The 23,282-nt window shown below is 55.4% G+C and carries 19 protein-coding genes; 9 read left to right on the top strand and 10 right to left on the bottom strand.

Going from position 1 to position 23,282, the window contains the following annotated elements; all coding sequences use genetic code 11:
* Nucleotides 1-6: 6 nt before the first annotated feature.
* Nucleotides 7-375 (top strand): CidA/LrgA family protein, encoded by a 369-nt coding sequence (locus TH4_RS06540; protein WP_063085876.1) that lies wholly within the window; start codon nucleotides 7-9, stop codon nucleotides 373-375.
* Nucleotides 372-1,097 (top strand): LrgB family protein, encoded by a 726-nt coding sequence (locus tag TH4_RS06535; protein ID WP_063085879.1) that lies wholly within the window; start codon nucleotides 372-374, stop codon nucleotides 1,095-1,097. The genes TH4_RS06540 and TH4_RS06535 overlap by 4 nt, the downstream gene beginning before the upstream one ends.
* A 76-nt stretch (nucleotides 1,098-1,173) precedes the next feature.
* Here the strand turns inward: TH4_RS06535 and TH4_RS06530 are convergent, their stop codons facing one another.
* The 3 genes from TH4_RS06530 to TH4_RS06520 form a co-directional block, all read right to left on the bottom strand.
* Nucleotides 1,174-2,877 (bottom strand): methyl-accepting chemotaxis protein, encoded by a 1,704-nt coding sequence (locus tag TH4_RS06530; RefSeq protein ID WP_064780369.1) that lies wholly within the window; start codon nucleotides 2,875-2,877, stop codon nucleotides 1,174-1,176.
* A 446-nt stretch (nucleotides 2,878-3,323) separates the two neighbouring features.
* Nucleotides 3,324-4,070, bottom strand: a complete 747-nt coding sequence (gene truA, locus TH4_RS06525; protein ID WP_064780368.1) for a tRNA pseudouridine(38-40) synthase TruA — start codon at nucleotides 4,068-4,070, stop codon at nucleotides 3,324-3,326.
* 112 nt (nucleotides 4,071-4,182) lie between these two features.
* Nucleotides 4,183-5,403 carry an argininosuccinate synthase gene (locus TH4_RS06520; protein WP_008889015.1) on the bottom strand — a complete coding sequence of 407 codons (1,221 nt, stop codon included), beginning with the start codon at nucleotides 5,401-5,403 and terminating at the stop codon, nucleotides 4,183-4,185.
* A 218-nt stretch (nucleotides 5,404-5,621) separates the two neighbouring features.
* Here TH4_RS06520 and TH4_RS06515 point away from each other — a divergent pair, with 218 nt between their 5' ends.
* Nucleotides 5,622-6,341, top strand: a complete 720-nt coding sequence (locus tag TH4_RS06515) for a M48 family metallopeptidase (protein ID WP_063085888.1) — start codon at nucleotides 5,622-5,624, stop codon at nucleotides 6,339-6,341.
* A gap of 48 nt (nucleotides 6,342-6,389) precedes the next feature.
* Nucleotides 6,390-7,019, top strand: coding sequence for a LysE family translocator (locus tag TH4_RS06510; RefSeq protein ID WP_064780367.1), 630 nt, complete (start codon nucleotides 6,390-6,392; stop codon nucleotides 7,017-7,019).
* An 83-nt stretch (nucleotides 7,020-7,102) separates the two neighbouring features.
* On the opposite strand, the gene TH4_RS06505 is transcribed toward TH4_RS06510, so the two are convergent.
* Entirely contained in the window at nucleotides 7,103-8,008 is a 906-nt protein-coding gene (locus tag TH4_RS06505) for a LysR family transcriptional regulator (RefSeq protein WP_063085894.1), read from the bottom strand.
* A gap of 187 nt (nucleotides 8,009-8,195) precedes the next feature.
* On the opposite strand from TH4_RS06505, the gene TH4_RS06500 reads away from it, so the two are divergent.
* Genes TH4_RS06500 through argE form a run of 4 tightly spaced genes read left to right on the top strand, consistent with a single transcriptional unit; the run spans nucleotide 8,196 to nucleotide 12,493 of the window.
* A complete protein-coding gene (locus tag TH4_RS06500) occupies nucleotides 8,196-9,185 on the top strand; it encodes a Bug family tripartite tricarboxylate transporter substrate binding protein (RefSeq protein WP_008889011.1) in 990 nt (329 codons plus the stop codon).
* 60 nt (nucleotides 9,186-9,245) lie between these two features.
* A complete protein-coding gene (locus TH4_RS06495; RefSeq protein ID WP_064780366.1) occupies nucleotides 9,246-9,776 on the top strand; it encodes a tripartite tricarboxylate transporter TctB family protein in 531 nt (176 codons plus the stop codon).
* Nucleotides 9,777-9,792: 16 nt separating this feature from the next.
* Nucleotides 9,793-11,295 carry a tripartite tricarboxylate transporter permease gene (locus tag TH4_RS06490; protein WP_063085901.1) on the top strand — a complete coding sequence of 501 codons (1,503 nt, stop codon included), beginning with the start codon at nucleotides 9,793-9,795 and terminating at the stop codon, nucleotides 11,293-11,295.
* A gap of 19 nt (nucleotides 11,296-11,314) precedes the next feature.
* Nucleotides 11,315-12,493: an acetylornithine deacetylase gene (gene argE, locus TH4_RS06485; protein ID WP_064780365.1), complete on the top strand. Its 1,179-nt coding sequence runs from the start codon at nucleotides 11,315-11,317 to the stop codon at nucleotides 12,491-12,493.
* Between the two features lie 370 nt (nucleotides 12,494-12,863).
* Here argE and TH4_RS06475 read toward each other — a convergent pair whose 3' ends face one another.
* From TH4_RS06475 to TH4_RS20765, 4 genes are all read right to left on the bottom strand, one after another.
* Entirely contained in the window at nucleotides 12,864-15,167 is a 2,304-nt protein-coding gene (locus tag TH4_RS06475; RefSeq protein WP_064780363.1) for a pentapeptide repeat-containing protein, read from the bottom strand.
* Between the two features lie 382 nt (nucleotides 15,168-15,549).
* Entirely contained in the window at nucleotides 15,550-17,556 is a 2,007-nt protein-coding gene (locus TH4_RS06470) for a transglycosylase domain-containing protein (RefSeq protein ID WP_064780495.1), read from the bottom strand.
* Nucleotides 17,557-17,732: 176 nt separating this feature from the next.
* On the bottom strand, nucleotides 17,733-19,658 hold the full coding sequence (locus TH4_RS06465; protein WP_064780362.1) for a transglycosylase domain-containing protein: 1,926 nt from the start codon (nucleotides 19,656-19,658) through the stop codon (nucleotides 17,733-17,735).
* 91 nt (nucleotides 19,659-19,749) lie between these two features.
* Entirely contained in the window at nucleotides 19,750-19,995 is a 246-nt protein-coding gene (locus TH4_RS20765) for a hypothetical protein (RefSeq protein ID WP_064780361.1), read from the bottom strand.
* A gap of 58 nt (nucleotides 19,996-20,053) precedes the next feature.
* Between TH4_RS20765 and TH4_RS06455 the strand changes: the two genes are divergently transcribed.
* Complete coding sequence (locus tag TH4_RS06455; protein WP_064780360.1) at nucleotides 20,054-21,256, top strand: M24 family metallopeptidase; 1,203 nt, start codon at nucleotides 20,054-20,056, stop codon at nucleotides 21,254-21,256.
* Between the two features lie 122 nt (nucleotides 21,257-21,378).
* Here the strand turns inward: TH4_RS06455 and rfbC are convergent, their stop codons facing one another.
* Both rfbC and TH4_RS06445 read right to left on the bottom strand, forming a co-directional pair.
* Nucleotides 21,379-22,029: a dTDP-4-dehydrorhamnose 3,5-epimerase gene (gene rfbC / locus TH4_RS06450; RefSeq protein ID WP_064780359.1), complete on the bottom strand. Its 651-nt coding sequence runs from the start codon at nucleotides 22,027-22,029 to the stop codon at nucleotides 21,379-21,381.
* A gap of 3 nt (nucleotides 22,030-22,032) precedes the next feature.
* Nucleotides 22,033-23,229: a hypothetical protein gene (locus TH4_RS06445; protein WP_064780494.1), complete on the bottom strand. Its 1,197-nt coding sequence runs from the start codon at nucleotides 23,227-23,229 to the stop codon at nucleotides 22,033-22,035.
* Nucleotides 23,230-23,282 lie beyond the last annotated feature (53 nt).

Below are 23,282 nucleotides of genomic sequence, written 5' to 3'. Positions count from 1 at the left end.
TTTTTGATGATTGCTGCTTTTGCCCTGATCCTTGTCTGCCAGCTGTTTGGCGAGGTGGTGTCGGAACTGTTTGATCTGCCGGTTCCCGGTCCGGTGATCGGTCTGGTGCTGCTGTTTGTCGGCCTTCTGATCAAACGCAACCCGCCCAAGGTGCTGACCGATGCCGCAGATAATCTGCTGATCCATTTCTCCTTGCTGTTTGTTCCGGCCGGGGTGGGCGTTGTCACACAGATTGATCGTCTTAAAGGCGACTGGCTGCCGATTGCCGCCGCCCTGATCATTTCCACCCTGCTGGCCATGGTGCTGACCGCCCTTTTGATGTCGAAACTGCTGCCCAAGGCCAAACCGGGCGAAAGTCTGGAGGACGGGCAATGAACGAGACCGATATCACCCAGCTCTGGGTTTACCTGTCGGCCAAACCGCTGACCGGGCTGACCATCACCCTTGTTGCCTATGCCATCGGCTTCTGGCTTTATCAAAAAAGCGACCGCAACCCGATCTGTAATCCGGTGGTCATCGCCATCGCCCTGATTGCCCTGTTGCTCAAAGTCACCGGCACGCCCTATGCCACCTACTTCGAAGGCGCGCAGTTTGTTCACTTCCTGTTGGGTCCGGCCACGGTGGCCCTTGCCGTCCCGCTGTTTCGTCAGACTGAAACGCTGAAACGTGCGCTGCCAGTCATCGCATTCGGGGTTCTGTTCGGATCACTGGTTGCGAGTGCCAGCACCGTCATTCTGGCCTGGGCACTGGGCGCAAGCCCGGAAACACTGGCATCCCTGGCCCCGAAATCCGTCACCACCCCCGTCGCCATGGGCATTGCCGAAAATATCGGCGGGGTCCCGGCCCTGACCGCAGTTTGCGTGATCGCGACGGGCATCGTTGGCGCAACCCTTGGCCCGATGGTGATGAATATGGCCCGTCTTAAGGACTGGCGGGCGCGCGGCTTTGCCATGGGGGTGGCATCACACGGCATCGGAACGGCGCGGGCGTTTCAGGTCAATGAAACCGCCGGGGCCTTTTCCGGCCTTGCGATGGGGCTCAATACCCTTGCCACCGCATTAACCATCCCGTTCCTGTGGCACTGGATATTTGGCTAAACAAAAAGGGTGGGCATTTGCCCACCCTTTTTCAGTTTGGTTCTGCGGCAGGTATCCCGCCGCAAACGTGATCCGATCAGCCTGCGCGCAATTGCGACAGGAAGTTCGACACGGTCTTTTGCAGACTGTCGATCTGCTTGGCCATCGCACCAACATTCTGATCAAGTTCACTGGCGGCTGCCCCACTGCTGGCGGCGGCTTCGTGAATTTCGTTGATGTTGGCGACAACCTCGCTCGAACCGGACGATGCACTGGTCGCACTGTTGGCGATTTCGTTGACGGCGGCGTTCTGTTCGCTCACTGCCGATGAAATGCCTGATGCGATTTCGCTGATCGACGAAATCGTATGCGTGACCTTTTCAATTGCCTCGACTGTAACCCTGGTCTCGCCCTGAATCGCCCCGATCTGCTGGGCGATTTCGTCGGTTGCCTTGGCGGTCTGGTTGGCAAGGTTTTTGACCTCTTGCGCCACAACCGCAAAGCCCTTGCCGGCTTCACCAGCACGGGCGGCCTCGATTGTCGCGTTGAGCGCCAGAAGGTTGGTCTGGGCCGCAATGTCGTTGATCAAACTCACGACTTCACCGATGCGCTCGGCTGCTTCGGCCAGACCACCAACCATTTCGTTGGCCCGCGATGCTTCACCAACGGCGGTTTCGGCAATCGCTGTGGATTCACGGACCTGATCACCGATGCCGCTGATAGAGGCTGAAAGTTCCTCGGTCGCGGCTGCAACCGTTTGAACGCTCTGGGCCGAATCATTGGCGGCCTCGGACACCCGTTGGCTTTGGGTCAGGGAATGATTGGCCGATTCACGCATCAGTTCGGTGGATTTCTGCATACCGGTCGACGACTGGCGAACAGATGCAACGATCTGACCGATGGATTGTTCAAGTTCATGGGCCAGACGGTTGCGCTGTTCCAAACGTTCCTTTTCGGCACGTTTTTCGGCTTCCACCCGGGCGGCCTCGGCCTCACCCATTTTTTCAGCCGTTTCACGCCAACGCACAAGACCATTGGCAATCACGCCAATCTCGTCCTTGCGATCGGTAAACGAAACTTCTTCGGAAAAGTCACGTTCGACAAATCGGGAAATCGTCTGACCAAGATCGCGCAGCGGTCCGAGCTGCCAGCGCAGCAACAGGAACAGCAACACAGCCGATGCGATGGCAACGATAATACCGACAATCGCGATCCGCAGTTCGATCTCACCTGCGACCGCGGCGACCTCTGCCTTTTTGATCCCGACATAGAGAATACCAAGCGTGTCACCCGATGGTGATTTGATCGGCGAATATTGCGTTACATATTCCGTCCCAAGAATAAGCGCCTCACCCCGGAACGTGTTGCCCGACATGATCGGCTGATAGGCCGCACTGCCCTTGCCCAGCATGGTGCCAACCGCACGTTTGCCGTCCGGTTTGATAATGTTGGTCGAAACACGCACGAAGTCCTGCTCTGCCGGGACGAAGGCGAACACGGTCGCCGTCTGGCCGGTGGCGGCCCCGATCGAGTCAATCAGGTCATGCGACGACAGATCCGGGATTTCGGGAATGACGAGATCGGTGGTTTCACCGTCTTCGCTGATCTTCATGGAAAATTCGGGATGATTATCCTGGAAGATTGTCGCAGCAACGCGAAGGTTCAGTTTCTGCGATTCAAGACTGTCACTTGCCACCTTGTCATCGATGCGCTGCATGATCAGCAAGCCCAGAAGCGCGATGCCCGCAATCAGGATCGCAACGGCGGCGAGAGCCACCTTGAAAATCAAACTTTTCGACATACTCACTCTCATTTCATCGTTGGTCACCGACGAGCCCCTCTAGCAACTAGATCGGCGGTTCAGCATCTTCCCGGGTCTTGGTCGCCTGGTTCAGCAGAGATATAAGATATACAATCCTATAAATTAAACTTTAGTATAGAGCAATACTATCGTACAGACTTTTCGCAACCTGAACGCGAGTCAGCCAACTAAAGATTAATTAATAGTGTAATTACAGTTCGTTACCGATAGGTGAACACCTACCCATAAGATGAACAACCATATCAATAAGCGTCATATGGGGAGTGGTAGACAGAAAACCGAAAAAAATTTCGCCTGTGCGTCGTTTTTTCTACAAGGAGGTCCGGGAAGGATGAAATGCGCACAGATAATGCGCAAAGGTCAGGCTGAATATTCGTCTGCTGAATTTACTTCAGACGCTGAACGGATCTCTATCTGATCGGGTGTCAGTAATCGACCTTGACGAAATAAAGCCCGTCGGCCGGTGCCGTCGGGCCGCCAGCACTGCGATCCTTGGCCTCAAGGGCCGTTTTAACGTCAATCGGCTTCCAGGCGCCCTTGCCAACCAGAACAAGTGTGCCAACCATATTGCGCACCTGATGATGCAGGAAAGACCGGCTTTCGGTATGGACCCGGATTTCAAGCGGGTTTTCGATCCCGCGTATGACTTCAAGCTTTTCCAGCGTCTTGATCGGACTTTTGGCCTGACATTCACTGGCCCGGAAGCTTGTGAAATCAAACGTCCCGATCAGATGTTGGGCCGCTTCATTCATCGCATCAATATCAAGTGGCTTATAGACGCCCCAGGCCAGCCCAGCCTCAAAGGTCAGGGGTGCGCGGCGATTGATAATGCGATACATGTAATATCGTTTCTTTGACGAAAACCGCGCATGGAAGTCTTCCGTGACTTCCTCGCATTCCTTGATCGCCACCGGATCAGGTTTGAGGTGATGGTTGATCGCATTCATCACCGCTTCCGCCGGGTAGTATTTCGGCAGATCGAAATGCACCACCTGCCCCAGCGCATGCACCCCGGCATCGGTCCGGCCCGACACATAGACGCGCACGAATACACCGGCGAATTTTTCGATCGCGGTCTCAAAGACCTTCTGAACCGAAATCACTTCGTCCTGGTACTGCCAGCCGTGATAGGGGCGGCCATCATATTCGACGGTACATTTATAGCGCTGCATGACCGATATACTTATCTGAACAGGTTAAGAGCCCGCTTATAGCTTGGCTTTCAAACGAAAACGAGGGGCAAAAATGCCCCTCGCTTGCCGCTCCACAATTGCTTGCGGAAACTTACTTCATGCCGTCGCGGTCAAAACCAAGACGCAGGCGAAGCGCATTCAGTTTGATGAAGCCTTCTGCATCGCGCTGGTTGTAAACGGTGTCGGCCTCGAACGTGACATGCTCTTCGGAGTAGATCGAGTTCGGCGACTTACGGCCGGTGACGGTAACGTTGCCTTTGTACAGATCAAGGCGCACAACGCCGTTCACGGTACGCTGGGTCTCGTCGATCAGGCGCTGCAGGGCCTGACGTTCCGGCGACCACCAATACCCGTTATAGATCATCTCGGCATAACGCGGCATCAGCTCGTCCTTGAGGTGACCGGCGTTACGATCAAGGGTGATGCTTTCCATCGCACGGTGTGCAACCGACAGAATGGTGCCGCCCGGGGTTTCGTAAACGCCGCGCGACTTCATGCCGACATAACGGTTTTCGACCAGATCCAGACGACCGATGCCGTTCTTGCCGGCAACTTCGTTGAGTTTGGTCAAAAGCGTTGCCGGGCTCAGGCGTTCGCCGTTGATCGCAACCGGGTTGCCCTGCTCGAACTCGATTTCGATCGTGGTGATCGCATCGGGTGCGTTCTGCGGCGATACGGTGCGCTCGAACATATTTTCGTCCGGCTTGACCCACGGATCTTCCAGCGCCTTGCCTTCATAGGAAATGTGCAGAAGGTTCGCGTCGGTCGAATAGGGCGGCTCATCGCCACCAAGCTTGTCAGCCGAAATCGGAATCTGGTGCTCGCGGGCAAAGTTCAGCAAAGCAGTACGCGAGTTCAGCTTCCATTCGCGCCACGGTGCGATGACCTTCACGTTCGGCTTAAGGGCATAATAACCCAGCTCGAAACGGACCTGGTCGTTGCCTTTGCCGGTCGCACCATGGGAAACGGCATCTGCACCAACTTCTTCGGCGATTTCGATCTGGCGCTTGGCAATCAGCGGACGCGCGATCGAGGTACCGAGCAGGTAAACACCTTCATAAAGGGCATTGGCGCGGAACATCGGGAAGACGAAGTCGCGGACGAATTCTTCGCGCAGATCGTCGATGAAGATCTGTTTGACGCCGAACATCTCTGCCTTTTTGCGGGCCGGTTCCAGCTCTTCGCCCTGGCCGAGGTCGGCGGTGAAGGTCACGACTTCGCAGTTATATTCTTCGCGAAGCCATTTCAGGATGATGGAGGTATCCAGACCGCCTGAATAGGCAAGGACGACCTTTTTGACCTGATCGCTCATGGGAGTGACGCCTTTCTTCTTCCGATGTAATGCAGGGCGCGGCACCTAACGCCTGCGTCCTGTCGGGGCTGCAACCCATATGTCGCAAATCGCCCCTAGACCTTGAGCGCGGAGTATAGGAAAACACTACTAGGGGGCAAGACCCAAGATGGGCTTGGCCCGAAAAAGGCACAAAAAGATCGCACTTTTTGCCTCTCTTTTGGAAAAATCCGCGCCGAATGCTCAAGAATACCGAAGAAACCGAGATCGATATGCCCAAAATCGGCCCGTTGCCGGTGCGATTGCGGCCAAGTGCGCGCGCGACGCGACTCAAATTGCGCATTGATCCGGCATTTGACGGTGTCGAAATCGTCGTGCCCAACGGGGTTTCGCGCAAAATGGCGATTTCGATGCTCCATCAGCATGGCGATTGGGTGGCAGCCCACATGCAACGCCTGCCCGAACGGGTTCAATTCATGCCCGGCGCGTGGATTCCCTTCATGGGCCATGATCACGCCATCCGTGCCGTGCCCGATGCCAAACGCGGAGTCTGGGTTGAGGCGGGCGTGATCTGGGTCTCAGGCCAGCCCGAACATACCAACCGCCGGGTGACCGATTTCCTTAAAAAGCAGGCCAAACTTGAAATCGCCCCACGCGCCCATGCCTATGCCGAACAGATCAACAAAAAGGTCAATCGCATCTCGCTCAAAGACACCCGCACACGCTGGGGCAGTTGTTCATCCTCGGGCAATCTGTCGTTCAGCTGGCGGTTGGTGCTGGCGCCTGAAGATGTGCTTGATTACGTCGTCGCCCACGAAGTCGCCCACTTGCAGGAACTAAACCACTCCGCACGTTTCTGGGCCGTGGTCGATGATTTGTATGGCCCCTCGAAAAAACAGCAACACTGGCTTAAGAAACATGGCGCAGCACTGCATCGCTATGGGGCTGGAAGCGCGTAATATTGAAATGTGAGGAACCCTCACATTTATTCCCAAAGGACGTAAAGCATGCTGATCCCGCTGGAAACCCTGGCGATTTTCATCCCCACCGCCCTGGCGCTGAACATGACGCCGGGCAATGACATGCTGTTTTGTCTGGGACAGGGCATCAAATCCGGGCCGATGGCGGGCAATGCGGCAAGCTTCGGAATTGCCACCGGTGCGCTGATCCATACAGCGCTTGCCGGGTTGGGTCTGGCGGCGCTTGTTGCGGCCCATCCGGTGGCACTTGATGTGCTGCGCTGGGCCGGGATTGCCTATCTGGTGTGGCTGGCGATTGGTGCGTTTCGAAGCACCGACCAGCGCCTGAAACCCGCGCAAACCAAGCGTTCCAGCGCCTTTACGGCCTGGCGGGACGGGATTGTGGTGAACCTGCTTAATCCCAAGATCATTGTCTTTGTGCTGGCGTTTATTCCGCAGTTTGTTGATGCGTCGCGCGGGTCGGTTTTGTTGCAGTTTTTGATTTTCGGGCTGATTCTCAATATCGGCGGGACGATTATCAATTGTCTGGTGGGCAGTTTTGCCGGGAAAATCGGGCAGGTTTTGTCGCGATCAGCGAAGATTGCGCGCGCCTTTCAGATCGCCACCGGCTGTATCTTTTTAGGCCTTGCAGCCAAGCTGGCGTTTGACCGGAAATAATGAATAATCAGGGTCATTATTCAAATTCAGTGAATAATGGGCCGATTCCGGAGTATCGCCCCAAATAGGGCCAAATCAAATCCTCATACAATACAGCCGCTGGCGCGCAGATTTGGCAATTCGGCGCGCAGAAATGCGAGAAACCGTTTTTCCACCGCACTCAGTTCACGTGACGCGGTAAACAGTGCCACATCCCATTCGATGGTCGGCGTGAGCGTACGGGCGACCACCTTGTTGGTGTCGACCAGAAGGGCTGCGAACGGGTCACTGACCGAAATGCCGACATTGCGTTCAACCAGGCGCGAGATGGTGCGGATGGTGCGGGCCTCGACCGCGATTTTGCGCGGCCAGCCGGCAATCTGGAAAATATAGTCGATCTTGGTGCGGAGCGGCGATCCGATGGAGAGTTCAACAAAGTCTTCGCCGCGCAGCAAATCGATATCGATGGTTTCGAACTTTGCCAGCCTGTGATCGACCGGCATCAGACAGACGGCACGCGATTGCGCAAGTGGGGTGATCACCACATCCGGGTCTTGCAGATCAAGGGTAATGCCGATGCCAAGATCGCACTGGCGGGTGGCAATCATATCCAACATCCCTTCGAGGCCCGTATCGGTAATACTGATCGAAACCTTGGGATGGGCCTGTTTGAACTTGGCAACAACATCAAGCAGATAGGTATCAACATAGATCGGCTGGGCGGCGATACGGATGGCACCCAACTGATCATTGGCAATTGCACGCGCCTGGGTTTCGACCTCGCGGAAAGCATTGAGTGACCGCAACACGGTGGCATGGAACTGCTGGGCCTCGGACGTCGCGATCAGCTGATTGCGTTTGCGGGTAAACAGTTCAAACCCGACCGATTTTTCAAAATTGTTCAACAGCCGGCTGACCATCGGTTGGCTGATATTCATCGCCTGGGCCGCGCCCGTCACAGAACCGTGGGTCATAAAGGCATTGAAGCTTTCGAGTTCGCGCAGTTTCATCGTGCTTTCCCAAATCCGGATTTCGGCCGCAGAACGCTGTTCAGTATGTAAATTAGTTATACTGGAATTAATTTTTTGCGTCACCGGTTATAGTTTGTCTATGCAAGAAGGCACAAAAACAAAAGACAGAGTGAAAACCAGTCTGAGCTCCGGCAATTCTGCCACCACCACCCAGGGAGACATGAAAATGTTTCACAAGCTTAAGAAAGCAGCCGGGATCGCAGCCGCAATCCTTGCAACCACATCCATGATTTCGACCGCGCAGGCAGACGCCTATCCTGAAAAAGCCATTACGCTGGTCGCACCTTATGGTGCCGGCGGTGCATCTGACCTGGCCGCCCGTGCGCTGGCAGAAACCGCAAGCAACTATACCGGCGGGCAGCCGGTTGTTGTGGTCAACAAGACCGGCAATGGCGGCATGAATGGCGCGCGCTTCGTTTCCGAAGCCGACCCGGATGGCTATACCCTTCTTCTGTCGCGTGTTGGAATGGCGCTTTATCCGGCTGTCTATACCGACAGCCCGGTTGGCTGGGATGCCTACACCTTCCTTGGCATGCTTGAAGCCACCCCGATGATTTTGGCGGTGAATGCCAATTCCGATATCCAGACCATCGACGAGCTGATTGCCAAAATCAAAGACAGCAACGGTGCCACCACCTACGCCGCATCCGGCCCCACCGCGATTGACGGCTTTACGGTTCAGGCATTGCTGTCTGACGTTGGTCTTGACCCGCTGACCGCATCCACCCTCGTGCCATATAAAGGCGGCTCTGCACTGGCCGCTGCCCTGCTTGGCGGTCACGTTGATTTCCTGGCGATTGCTGCTGGCTCCCTGATGCCCCACATCGAAGCCGGTAAAATGCGTCCGCTGATGGTCTATTCGCCGAAACGTATGGCATCCCTGCCGGATGTTCCGACCGCGAAAGAACTGGGTTATGCCCAGGCCGGTCAGGTTGGCGGCTGGAGCGGCTTGTATGCGCCGAAAGGTCTTCCGGAAGATGTCGTTGCCAAATGGACCGAGATCCTTGGTCAGGTTGCGACCGATGAACAGTGGCTTGATCTTGCCGAGAAACGCGGTTCGACCTCGATCATTGGTGATGAAGATCCGGCTGCCTACGTCAAAAGCCAGTTCGAGCTTTATAACGGCATGGCCAAGAAGTTCGGCTACATCCAGTAAGCGTTAGGTCCTGACCCTACCAACGTCGTTTAGTTCAGACTTTTGATGCGAGACGGAACCATGAACCAAAATCGTGATTTCTATGCCGGACTGGTGGCAACGGTGTTCTTTGCCGTCATCCTGTTCGTTCTGATCCCGATCTATGTGAAGGTTCCGTCTTTCATTCCGGGCTTTGCCCCGCCACCTGATATGTGGCCGCGCGTGGTCGCGGTGATCGGACTGGTGATGGGTGTTCTTGCGCTTGTTCTGGCCTTCCCGAAAATGCGCGAAGCCAGCCGTGACCGCGTCGAAGGATTTGGCACCCGCATCCTTGGCAACAAGACCCATCTGATGCGTTTTGCCGGTATCCTGATCGTGTTTGTCGCCTTTGTGTATGGCATGCCATTGATCGGATTTGTCCCGGCGACGGTTTTGTTGCTTGGCGTGTTGTTCATCATGACGGGCAATTTCGAACGCAAGTTCTGGATGATCGGCCTTGCGGTCATTTTCCCGGTTCTTTTGTATCTGCTGTTTACCGAAGTCACGCATACGCCCTTCCCCAAGGGCAAGCTGTTGTCGGCGAACATTTCCCACCTGACCACCCTGATCTGATTGAGAGTTCATCGTTATGTGGAATGAATTGCTTTACGCCTTTCAGGAGGTGGCAACGTTACCGAATTTCCTGGCGATGTTTGCCGGGATCTGGGGCGGTGTGATCATTGGCGCGATCCCGGGCATGACCGGGACCATGGCCGTCACCCTGGCCCTGCCGTTTACGTTCTATCTGTCGCCGGTGACGAGTATTTTGCTGTTGGTTGCGCTGTATAAAGGCTCAACTTACGGCGGATCAATCTCGGCCATCCTGATCAAGACGCCCGGCACGGCATCAGCCGCCTGCACGGTGCTTGACGGCTATCCGCTGGCACGCGCCGGCAAGGGTGGCAAGGCGCTGAACATGGCGTTGATTTCAAGCTGCATCGGCGATTTCATTTCCAACATTTCGCTGTTTTTCCTCGCCATCCCGCTGGCGACATTTGCGCTACGCGTTGGTCCGCCGGAATTCTTTATGCTGATGGCGTTTTCGCTGACCATTGTGGCAAGTATTTCGGGCCGGTCGCTGGTTCTGGGTATCATTTCGGCCTGCCTTGGCTTGCTTTTGGCGACCGTGGGCGAAGACATGTACGGATCGTTCCGCTTTGCGCTTTCCGAAGACATGAAATCGGGTCTTGGCATGGTGCCGGTTCTGATCGGTCTGTTTGCCCTGCCGGAACTGATCAAGATGATTGTGTTCCGCCCGGAAGATAATGCGGCGGCAATGAAACTGGGCGACAACCGCCTGACCCTTGCCGAGTTTCGCGGCTCGATCAAATCGATCTGTCGCGGATCAATCATTGGCGTGATCCTGGGCGCGATCCCTGGCATCGGTCCGTCGACGGCAGCGTTCTTTTCCTATAGCGAAGCGCGCCGGACCTCGAAAAACGGGGACAAGTTCGGCGAAGGCGAGCTTGAAGGCATTGCTGCGTCCGAGTCTGCCAATAACGGTGCGTGCGGTGCGACCATGATCCCGCTTCTGGCCCTTGGTGTGCCCGGTGATGTGATTACCGGTGTGATGCTGGGTGCGTTCATGATCCATGGCCTGACCCCCGGCCCGCTTCTGTTCCAGAATAATCTGGGCGATGTCTATGCGCTGTTTATCGGCATCCTGTTTAGTTCGGTCTTCCTGTTTGTTGCCGGCAAGGCAACAGCCGGTGCCTTTACCAAGATTTCGCGCATTCCCCAGACGCTGCTTTTGCCCTGCATTCTGATCCTGTGCGTTTATGGCATCTATTCCATCGGGGCGAGCCCGTTTGATGTCACCGTCCTTCTGGTGATGGGTGTGGTTGGCTTTGCCATGATGTTGCTTAACATCCCGGCGGCCCCGTTCCTGATCGCCTTTATCCTTGGCCCGATGTTTGAAGACAATATGCGCCGGTCGCTTGCGATTTCGCGCGGTGATCTTGGTGTTTTCTTTCAGTCATGGATTTCATGGGGCTTCTTTGCCCTGACCGTTCTGTTTGTCATTCTGACCATTCGCCGCGAATGGAAGAAATGGCGCGACAATCGCGATGCCACCAACGCATCCGCGTCCTGACCCAAACAAGAAGATAAAAATGTCCAAACCAAACATGTCCCGCCTTCATCATGCCATCGATCTGCTTGGCAAACTGGTGGCGTTCGACACGACGAGCAAAAACTCCAATCTCGGTCTGATCCATTTCGTCCGCGACTATCTGGCGGAATATGGCGTTGAGTCCACGCTGTTCCACGATGAAACCGGGCAAAAAGCCAACCTTCTGGCGACCATCGGCCCCAAAGGGGTGCCCGGTATTGCGCTTTCGGGTCATACCGATGTGGTGCCCGCCCTTGAGACCACATGGATCAGCCCGGCATTTGAGCTGACCGAACGCGATGGCAAGCTGTTTGGGCGCGGTTCAGCCGACATGAAAGGCTTTTCGGCCTGTGCGCTGGCGATGATCCCGGAACTGGTCAAACGCGACCTTGAAATCCCGTTTCATCTTTGCCTGTCCTATGACGAGGAAGTCGGCTGTATCGGTGTTGGTTCGATGGTCGATCATCTGGCGAAAATGGACACGCCACCGCATCTGGCCGTGATTGGCGAGCCGACCAACATGAAGGTGATTAACGGCCAGAAGGGCAAATATTCCATGCGGGTTGGCGTAACGGGTACCGCCGGACACAGCTCGTTTGCGCCTGATCACGTCAATGCCATTGAATATGGCGCACGTGCGATTAACCTGATTGCCGACAAGGCCCGTGAATTCGAAGAAAACGGCCCGTTTGATCAAGACTTCACCGTGCCGCACAGCACGATGCTGACCACCACGATCAGTGGCGGGACGGCGACCAACGTGACGCCTGAATATTGCGAGTTTACCTTTGAAATTCGCCATCTGCCCGACCATGACGCCGAAGCGGTGATTGCCGATCTGCAAAAGACCATCATGGACACCCTTGATGCCGAGATGAAGGCCAAGGCAGAGGATACCGGGTTCACCTTCGAGAAGATCTTTTCCTATCCGGGGATGGGTGATTGCACGGATGCCGAAGCCTTTTCCTATGTCAGCAACATCATCCCGGAGATTTCCGGCAAGGTGTCATATGGCTCGGAAGGTGGCGTATTTGAAAAGCAGGGCAACATCCCGTCGATCATTTGCGGCCCCGGCAGCATCGAGCAGGCGCACAAACCCAACGAGTTCATTGAAATTTCGCAGATCGAGGAATGCCTGGACTTCCTCGACGCGCTCACAGATCAGGCTGCTGCAGCCTGATCTCACCATGACGACGCGCCACCCCGCACCGTCAGTTGGTACCCCGCAGTAGAATGTCTCCCAACCCGATGCTGCACCAACGGGGTTCTGACAGGTGAGAAACTCCCGGCCACATCCCCCCTGATGTGGTCATAGCAAGCCAACTTGAAGACCGGCTCGTTTATCGATGCCGGTCTTTTTTTGGTCTTAGAGGAAAGAAGAAAAAGTAAATCTGTCCCCTTTTTTTTCAGTCCCCTTTTTTTCATGTCCCCTTTTTTTCAAACGTTCACACCAGTCTAAAATCTGCTCATATGTGACCCAGGCGACATCAACAGGGACTTCGCCGCATTTCTTGCTCCGCAGCCCTTTTTGTGTTGGTGTCGCGGGAGGTTTAAAGACGGAAACGGTTCCTTAGACCAAGGCCAACCAAGAATAGAAAAATGAAACTGAAAACACCCTGCGCAATCATGATTGCATAAACAGCCAGACTTGGTGTTCCGCAATACAGAACATCAATTGCATCGGTCCGCAGAATACTTGATTGCGGCAGAAACGGCACGCTGTTGCTGACCGATAAGAGCAAAGCCTCTTCCCACATGCTTCCAACGTCGGCGGATACTGGCGTCTTCATTGCTTTATAAAGCAATGTGAAAACGACAGTGAAGATCAACAGTGCTGCTAACGGTCGCAGGATGTTTTGGCCGTAATCACTGCAAACACTGAATGCCATGTCCAGAACCGACCCCAGCCAGGATGTTTCCCGCCACCTTCGTGCCCGGTTTTCATCGGCGGAAAATCTTAAGGCAGCGTGATGGTCTCTGTTGGTTTCGGCAATCTCTTTAAGTCGCCCCGACTTCGCCCCGTCTGTAGGATCTTCTGCGACGGGTGACAGTTTCGGCGGCCAACTCCGCCATTGCCATACACGCCGCAGGTTGACCTTTAGCGCGCTGAGGTCGACCTGATGGGTGGATCGGGTGGCGCGAAGATCGGGGATGGTGCCGATATTGCCTGAAAGACGAAGCGGTCCATCAAAAGATGCGCCTTGCAAACTCAAGAATGTCAATGCCTCAGCGGAGAGAGGGAATTCGAATACAGCCCGGTTTTTGATTGATAAATCTTCGGCTTCAATCCGGCACGCCCCTATTGTCGTCGGATTGAAGTACAACGTGGCAAGCTTTGCCTCAGTGAAGATTACGCTACCATCGCATAAAGTGACCAAATCGAAGTTCACGTTGCCATCGCCGAAATTGGCAGCATAGAAGTCCAAGTTGCCAGCGCCGAAATTGGCCTCAGTGAAGTTCACATTGCCGTCGCCGAAAGTGGCCGCAAAGAAGTTCACGTTGCCATCGCCGAAAGTGGTTCCAAGGAAGTCCACGTTACCATCGCCGAAAGTGGCATCTGAGAAGTCCACATTACCATCGCCGAAAGTGGCTCCATAGAAGTCCACTTCGCCATCGCCGAAATTGGCTAAAAAGAATGTCACGTTGCCATCGCGGAAATTGGCTTTAGAGAAGTCCACTTTGCCACTGCCGAATTTTGCCCGCGAGAAGTCCAAGTTGCCAGCGCCGAAAGTGGCCTCAGAGAAGTTCACGTTGCCATCGCCGAAATTGGCATATGAGAAGTCCACATTACCATCGCCGAAAGTGGCATCTGAGAAGTCCACATTACCATCGCCGAAAGTGGCATCTGAGAAGTCCACATTACCATCGCCGAAAGTGGCATCTGAGAAGTCCACATTACCATCGCCGAAAGTGGCATCTGAGAAGTCCACATTACCATCGCCGAAAGTGGCATCTGAGAAGTCCACATTACCATCGCCGAAAGTGGCATCTGAGAAGTCCACATTACCATCGCCGAAAGTGGCATCTGAGAAGTCCACATTACCATCGCCGAAAGTGGCATCTGAGAAGTCCACATTACCATCGCCGAAAGTGGCATCTGAGAAGTCCACATTACCATCGCCGAAAGTGGCATCTGAGAAGTCCACATTACCATCGCCGAAAGTGGCTCCGAAAAATGAAACGACGCTATCGCCGAAAGTGGCATCTGAGAAGTCCACTTTGCCACTGCCGAATTTTGTCCCCGATAAGTTCACGTTGCCAATGCCGAAATTGGCTGCAGAGAAGTCCACGTCACCATCGGCGAAAGTGGTTCCAATGAAGCTCACGTTGCCAACGCCGAATTTTGTCCCCGATAAGTTCACGTTACCAACGCCGAAAGTGGCCTCAGAGAAGTTTACGTTGTTATCGCCGAAATTGGCTGCAGTGAAGTCTACGTTGCCATCACCGAAATTCGCTTTAAAGAATGTCACGATGCCATCGCCGAAAGTGGCCTCAGAGAAGTTTACGTTGTTATCGCCGAAATTGGCTGCAGTGAAGTCTACGTTGCCATCACCGAAATTCGCTTTAAAGAATGTCACGATGCCATCGCCGAAAGTGGCCTCAGAGAAGTCCACTTTTCCATCGCCGAAAGTGGCCTCATAGAAGTCCACGTTGTTATTGCCGAAATCATATCCCGAAAACGACAGCTCTCCTTCGGATTCCCGTTCGGATGAGAAATCGACACCGTAAAAACTGATCTTCCATCCATGATGCAGATTAACCCAGTTATTCCATTCGGCTGGGCCCTTACGCCAAAGTTTGAGGGCTTCTTCGCCGGCAAGAATTTGTGTCTCCGGTTCAATCGCTTCGGTCATGACTATACTCTTTTTCCGGCAGGGTCAGACATTTAATGGCAATCAAATCCTGCAAACTAATGCGACCATAGGCAATTAAAAAGGTTACCACCTCGCGCCAAAGTTCCAAATTATCACAGGTGACCAAAACGACATCAACAGGGGTTGGGGACCAAAAAAGGGGACAGATTTGTTTTTGGCCTTCATAGGAAACATGGGACTGTCCTCTTGTTTGCGGCAACGTCATTGCGGGCGAAGCGGAGCGTAGACCCGGAATCCATGCAGCGTTGCAATCATCGTGGATTCCCGCCTTCGCGGGAATGACGAACAACAGAATTGGGTTTTAACGAAATCAGGCGGCCCGAAGGCCGCCTGTAATTTCGGCAAAGACAGTTGAGGTGCCTTACTGCTTGGTGTTGCCCGAACTGTAGCCAGCGGTGAAGTCGCGCCAGCTGTCGTCCTCGCCGATCTTTTTGGAGCGCGCGAGTGCGGCCTTGCCAAGCGATCGGACCGGGATGTTTTGGTGGGCGTGCAGCATGAAGTCGCGCCAGAGTGCGGCCGGAAGGGCACCGCCGGTGACCTGTTCATCCATCGGGCTGCCATCATCATTGCCCATCCAGATGCCTGCCACAAGATCAGAGCTGTAGCCGATGAACCAGGCATCGCGGTAATCCGATGTCGTGCCGGTTTTGCCGGCCGACGGGCGGTCGATGATGGCGTTGCGCCCTGTCCCCTTGGACACCACGGCGGCCAGCATGTTGTTCATTTCCCCGGCATGCAGCGGGTTCATCAGACGGACCGGGAAGTCGTCAGAGCGTTCATACAGCACTTCGCCACCCTTGCCGGTGATCTTGCTGACCGCGTGCGGGAAGACGGCAAAGCCGCCATTGGCAACAATCGCGTAGGCACCGGTGAGCTCGAGCATCGAGACTTCGCTGGTGCCAAGGGCAAGGCTTGGTTCCGGTTTGAGTTCCGACGAGACGCCCATGTCACGCGCCTTCTGAATGACCTTGTCGAGGCCGACTTCAAGCGAGAGCTGGACCGCGATCGAGTTGTTCGAGGTTGCCACCGCATCGCGGATCGACATGGTGCCGTGGTGTTTGCGATCGAAGTTGCGCGGCTCCCAGCCATCAATGACAATCGGCCCGTCGCGCATCCAGTCGTTCGAGCCAAAGCCGTTTTCAAGCCCGGCGAGATAGACAAACAGCTTAAACACCGAGCCCGGCTGACGGCGGGCCTGCGTCACACGGTTATACTGGCTTTCATAGTAGTCACGACCGCCAACCATGGCACGCACGGCCCCATCGGGGGTCATCGCCAGAAGGGCGGCCTGCCCGACATGGTGTTCCTTGGCCCCGTTACTGGCGAGCGCACGCAGAAGGTTTTCTTCGGCGATGGCCTGAAGACGGGAATCAAGCGTGGTATAAACCAGAAGATCCTGATCGACATAGCCGACATAATCTTTCACACGATCAAGCACCCAATCAGTGAAATAGCGCACCCCCGGCCCTGCCTGTGCAGCACGTGCGGTGCGCACACGGGTCTGTTTGGCGCGTTCGGCGCGTGCCTTGGTCAGCGCACCGGTCGATGCCATGGCTTCCAGCACGACATTGGCGCGTTCGGCCGCAAGTTTGGGATCGACCATCGGGTTATAGCGACTTGGTGCCTTGGGCAGGCCGGCCAGTACGGCGGCCTCGTAAAGGTTCAGACGCCTAGGGTCGGTGCCGAAATAATGCCGGGATGCGGCATCAATGCCATAGACGCCCGATCCGAAATAAATCCGGTTGAGATAAAGCGAGAGGATTTGCTGCTTATCGAATTTGAATTCCAGCCAGATGGCCAGAAGCACTTCTTCGATCTTGCGGCCAAAGGAGCGTTCGGGGGACAGGAACAGGTTTTTTGCCAGCTGCTGGGTGATGGTGCTGCCGCCCTCGGCAATGCGGCCAGCGGTCAGGTTGGCCCATGCCGCACGCATGATGCCGACGACATCAATCCCGAAATGGTCATAGAAACGGCGGTCTTCGATGGAAACAAACGCCTGACCGACATAGTCGGGAAGGTTGCGGACCTCGACCGGGTTGCCATAGCGGTTGCCATAGGCCGCGAGGTTTTGGCCATCAATACTGATCACGCGAATAGACGGTTTGCGTTCGCTTGCGACATCAAAGCTGACCTTGTCGGGCAGACCATAGCCGTAATAGGCAACAACCCCGCCGCCCAGAACCATGACCCAGATCGAGCCGAGCACGATGAATTTGGCAATGGCTTCGGGCCCCGGAATCATATCGCCCAGACGGGCAAAAAGACTGCCGCCTTTCTTGCCCGAACTGCTGACGCGCTTTTTCGGCTTTTTGGAACCTGTCGCGCCTTTGCGGACGCTCTTTTTCCTTTTGAATTCTCTTTGGGCCACAAAAGCACCTATCGGTCTGGTCCGGGCCGTGCACACGCCAACCTGCCCGTCATATCCGCACAACCCCAAAGTGCGTCTGACAGGCGATAGCGCCGCATTTTCCGGCGAATTTCAATTTTTATGTCCCAACCGAGGAGGGAGTCCCCCGTCTCCCCGTTTTGCGACGGTTTTATCCGTTATTGTCCGTTTGCAGTGTCAACTTGACCCATTTTCCACAGATCCTTGACGCCATCGCCGGCGCGACGGCGTTCAGATGATGCACGGACCATGGAACGGATGGGTAAACCATCATGCGCTTCCAGCATAAATAACCGCCACAAAGACGCAAGTTCTACCTCGCCGCGGACATCCATCTGTGACCGATTGTCATTCCCCGCCCAGACGGTTGTGATCAGATCAGACGAGAACCCGACATACCATGCATCGGTGCGGCCACCGGCCACCGTGCCATAGCCGGCAAACGGACGATCCAGACGCACTTGCGGGTCGGTGACACTGGCAAACAGAACGTAAGACGCCTGAATCCCCTCGTCGGTCAGGCGTTTTTCCTGCACTTCCTCGACCCGTTGATAAACAGGGGGTGCGCCAGTATCACCCGTATAGGACACCCGGTTGATCAGGGTCATCTGGGGTGGTTTGCCGGAATTTTGCGGCAGGGCATGAATGGCGGTGACGTCGCTGATTGTTACCGGATCAAGGCCGACGACGGTTCTGATATCACTCGATAGCGGGCTTTTGATGCCGATATTGTGGGCATATTGGCGGACATTCAACAGACCGAAGTGATCGGCAAGGTTGGTTGGCACCGTGTTGACATCACGCACGAACGCCTCGCGGAGCGATATCATGCCCATATAGTCGTGATCCGGGTTGATCGGACGCCAGCCGCCCACCGCCATGCGGTTATCGCGCACCCATTGGGCCGGATCGCTGTTTTCATTGAGCGCATAGTAATAGGTCGCGATCTTGATCATCCGGCCGGGCGAATGGCGGACATCGGTGACCCGGTTGCGCTGGAAGGGTGAATAATTCAGCCCGCCGATCAGGGCGCGAATGCGACCTTCGGGGCTGATGGACAGCAATCCCGTCTGTGACGCGCCGCGCGGCTTGAAACGCAATTCGGCGATTTCCGGTACAATTTCCTGCGCCAGATTTTGAATTTTCCAGTCGATGCTGGTGAGCACATCAATGTCGCGGCTGCTGTAGCCGACAATATCGGCGACTTCTTCGAGCACCATATCAACGACATAGCCCGACAGGACGTTTTCTTCGTACTGCACATCAAGTTTCGGTTCGAGCAAGGTCAGGGCCGACACGCGATCAGCCTCGATAAACTTGTACTGTGCGAGACGGGCCAAGATCTTGTTGGCTTCTTCGGCGGTTTCGCGCGGATAAAACAGCGGATTGAAGGTTTCAGGATCGCTTATGGCGGCGGCCAGAACGGCGGCCTGATGCAAGGTCATGCGTTCGGCAGGCCCGCCATACCAAAGACGCGATGCCGCCGAGATGCCAAAGATGCCGCGCCCGACATAGGCGCGTTCAAGGTAGCTTCGCAAGATGGTTTTCTTGCTGAAACTCCATTCCAGCCAAAGCGCGACAAGAAATTCCTGGATATGGCGGCCCGGGCCGCTGTCCTTGGTTTTGAAAAAGCTGCGCGCGACCTTCATCGTGATGGTTGAGCCGGGGGAATCTTCGGTGCTGAACATGCGGGCAACATCCGCGCCGGAAACCCCGAGATGATCAAAAAACGTCGGATCGGTGGCGGCAACAAAAACGTTCTGAACCCGTTCGGGCAAGGTGGTCAGCGAGACATCCTGGCTATAGTGGCCCTTGATGGTTTCAAGCAGCGCACCGTCATACCCCAGAATACGGACTTCGGGGCTGCGGACCATGTTGCGGCTGAGATCAAGGTTGGACTTGATGGTAAACAGGCTGCCGAAGATGGCAAGGAACAGCAAGGAGAAGCTCAGGCCGAACACGATCATGCGTTTGCGGCGCTGACGTTTGCGGATCTCGCGCAGTTCCTTTTCGGCGATGCGTTTCATCGCTGCGTTGGCCGCTGTCCTGCCGCCTTGTTCGTTGTCGTCGTTTTCTTCTGCCACGCCGAATATCCGTTATTGCTCGCGGTTTTTGCTTATTCTCTGACAGTAAAGCGCCAAGCCGTTAATAAAGTACTTTAAATCGCCAGATTTATCATACGAACGTATGGTAACGCCCCTCGTAAAAGACGTGATGGCCGCGACCATATCCGAACGCGCGGCGGGTGACTGTGATCAATGATATGGCGATGCAGATTTTGCTTGCCAACTTGCGCCCATCTCTCAATATGTCCGGGTGGGCAGGCGATGGCGTCGCCAGCGTGAAATGGCCTTTGATGTACGCGCCCAATCCATCACCAACCATATCCTGAACGCCGGGATCTTGCTTTGTCGTTGTCATGACAGGGGGAGGTCTTTGTCCCTTTGCATGCGCAACGCGTAAAAAAGGGAACGCGCTTATGGATCGCCCGGAATTTTACCGTTTTCACCAAGGTGACCGCGTGCTGCCGTTTGAGGCCGCCGAATATGATGCCCGCCTGAGAGGCTTGCGCAAGATCATGAATGACACCGGTGTTGAGGCCTGTGTTTTCACTTCCATGCATAACATCGCCTATTACTCAGGCTTCCTCTATTGCGCCTTTGGCCGGCCTTACGGGCTTGTCGTCACGCCAACTGAAAGTGTCACGATCAGTGCCGGGATTGATGCCGCCCAACCGTGGCGCCGCTGTCATGGCGATAACATCACCTATACCGATTGGGCGCGAAACAATTACTGGCGCGCGATCCTGTCCGTCACCGGACCGGGCAAGGTGATTGGTTATGAGGGCGATCACCTGAGCCTTGTGCAAAAGGCGCTTTTGGATGAGTTCCTCAAACCGTCCGAAAGCCGGGATATCGCACCGGCCACCATGCGCCAGCGCATGCATAAATCGCCTGCCGAGATTGCCCTGATCCGCCATGGGGCGCAGGTTGCCGATGTCGGTGGCTATGCCATCCGGGATGCCATCAAGGAAGGGGTGCGCGAAATTGATGTTGCCATGGCCGGGCGCGATGCGATGGAACTTGAAATCGCCAAGCGGTTCCCGCATGCGGAATATCGCGATACGTGGGTCTGGTTCCAGTCAGGGATCAATACCGACGGGGCGCATAACCCGGTAACCGCACGCAAGCTCAAACGTGGCGATATCCTGTCGCTTAACACGTTTCCGATGATTTCGGGTTATTACACAGCGCTTGAACGCACGCTGTTTGTCGGCGAGGTCGATGAGGCCAGCCTGAAAATCTGGGAGGCCAATGTCGCGGCCCATGAATATGGCATGAGTTTGCTCAAACCCGGTGCGTCCTGTGCGCAGGTGACAGAGCAGATCAACGCCTTCTTTGCCGAGCGGGATTTGCTGCAATATCGCACCTTTGGCTATGGCCACAGCTTTGGCGTGCTGTCGCATTATTATGGCCGCGAAGCCGGGCTTGAGCTGCGCGAAGATATCGACACGGTGCTTGAGCCCGGCATGGTGATCAGCATGGAGCCGATGCTGACCATTGCCGAGGGCAACCCGGGGTCGGGGGGATACCGCGAGCATGACATTCTGGTGATTACCGAAGACGGCAATGAAAACATCACCGGATACCCGTATGGCCCGGACTTCAATGTGGTTGGTTAGGCAAGGATAGCGTGTTGCAAGAAATGGGCCCGATAACGGGCCCATTTCCGGATTGAATGCGCATCGGACAGGGAGACTGGATGGGCAACCCGTGCGCACCCAATACAGTCACGGTGGGCCAATCACGATGGATTGGCACTTAAAACCGTGACATTCGCGCGGTTGAGATTGAGGGGTGTGAAATCGTGGTTTGGCGGCGTGTGCCCCATGGGACCGAGGGTTTCAGGGTCCAGCTCGGACAATAGAGGCTGTCTGCTATCCTTTTCAGACACCACCGGCTGTTGGCCGTAAAGCTGCCAGTCGATACCAAGATCAGGATCGTTCCAGGCGATCCCGCGATCATGATCGGGACTGTAATAGTTCGAGGCCTTGTACATGACATGGGTGTCGGGCTTGAGCGTTTTGAAGCCGTGGGCGAAGCCTTCGGGGATCCAGAGCTGGTACCAGTTTTCAGCACTGAGTTCGATCTTGATGTGTTGACCAAAGGTCGCGGAACGCGGGCGGATATCGACCGCGACATCAAGGATGGCACCTTGTGTCACGCGGATCAGTTTGCCTTGGGCATAGGGGCAGGTCTGAAAATGCAGGCCGCGGATGGTGTTGATCGGAACGCTGATCGAATGGTTTTCCTGCACCAGATCAATATCACCCACCACCTCGCAAAAATCGTCATAGCGAAAGGTTTCGGCAAAAACACCGCGTTTGTCCCGATGTCGGTTGGGCACAAACAAAACCGGACCTTCGATATCAAACGCGGTAAATTCGACAGGCATTGTTCAATACTCCTTGATCGAGATCGGAACACGGATCAGTTGGCGCGGCACACGCCAGCGATCCTTGTAGGGTTTCGGGACAAGACGGACGAAAACCAGGCTGGCTTCGTCATCAACCGTGCCAAACAGACGATCTGTGCTGTCTTCGTCGATGATCGACGGATAGGCCGAGAAGGTTTCGCCCTCTGCCGCGTCGCGTTGCAAAGGCTGGCGATAGAGCAATTTGGGCTCCGACCAGTTTTTAAGATCCGTCGAGGACGAATAGAAAAAGCCGGCAATATCGGGCTCGCCCTTTTTGCGGATGCGATGGAGGTAAACGGTGATGAAACTGTTTGAACCTTCATGGCGGACCAGACCGCGGATGGAGGAAACCCCCACCGGCCCGACGCGCGCACATTCGGTTTCGAGTGCCGACCATCCCTGATCGGTCAGGGTTGCGGCCAACTCGAAGCCTGAGCCGTTCCAGACATCCCATCGTTTGGGATCATCAATCGGGGCGCGCACCAGACAATTGCGCGACTCTTCCCAGTTATCAGCCCGACGCCAGACAATGGCGTAATAGTAATTCTGCCAGGAGATGATGTTGGTCACCGTCACATAGCTTGGCGCGCGTTTGCGATCATCGCGATAGGGTTCAGGCGGCGGGAACGGTGCATGTCGGGGCGGGTTGCCGAGATAGTCAAAGGTCTTGCCGCCGTCACTTGATTTCAGCGTCACCAGACCATTGATCCAGCAATCGGTGCGTTTTGTCCGTCCCTTGCAGGGCATGTCATGGCGATAGGGCATGAAACTGGCACTGCCCAGCGCATAAACATCGCGCCCGTCACGGGTATAGATAGCCTGAAGCCAGGTGCGATCATCAAGCAGTTCGGGTACGGCTTTGCCCGCGGCCTTGAAGCGGCTGTCGCAATCGGGTTTCAGGCTGTTAAAGCCATAACCGACAAAGGCCCGGTTTTGAAAGTTCGGGGCAAACAGAACCATTTTGCCCTGATTGTTGCGAAAGGCCCGGGCTGGTGAATCGGGCAGATGATGGTTGTCACATCCGGTGACGTCGCTATCAAAGATGACGGTTTCGGTGCCCGAGACAGTTACCTCGGCGGCCCGCAAATCCGGGTTCCAGCCAAACATGCCCCCGACCGACAAGCCGATCAGGAATGCCGAGAGACCTGTGATGCGTTTTGAGAAACGAAGTGTGCCCAAGGTTTCACCCGCCAGGTTTGAAATCAAATGAGAAAGTGTGGTGCGTGGCGTTA

The sequence above is a fragment of the Thalassospira tepidiphila MCCC 1A03514 genome (assembly GCF_001662875.1).
Lineage (GTDB): Bacteria > Pseudomonadota > Alphaproteobacteria > Rhodospirillales > Thalassospiraceae > Thalassospira > Thalassospira tepidiphila.
The sequence above is the reverse complement of the archived record's forward strand: the minus strand, read 5'-3'. Positions and strand labels throughout refer to the sequence as shown.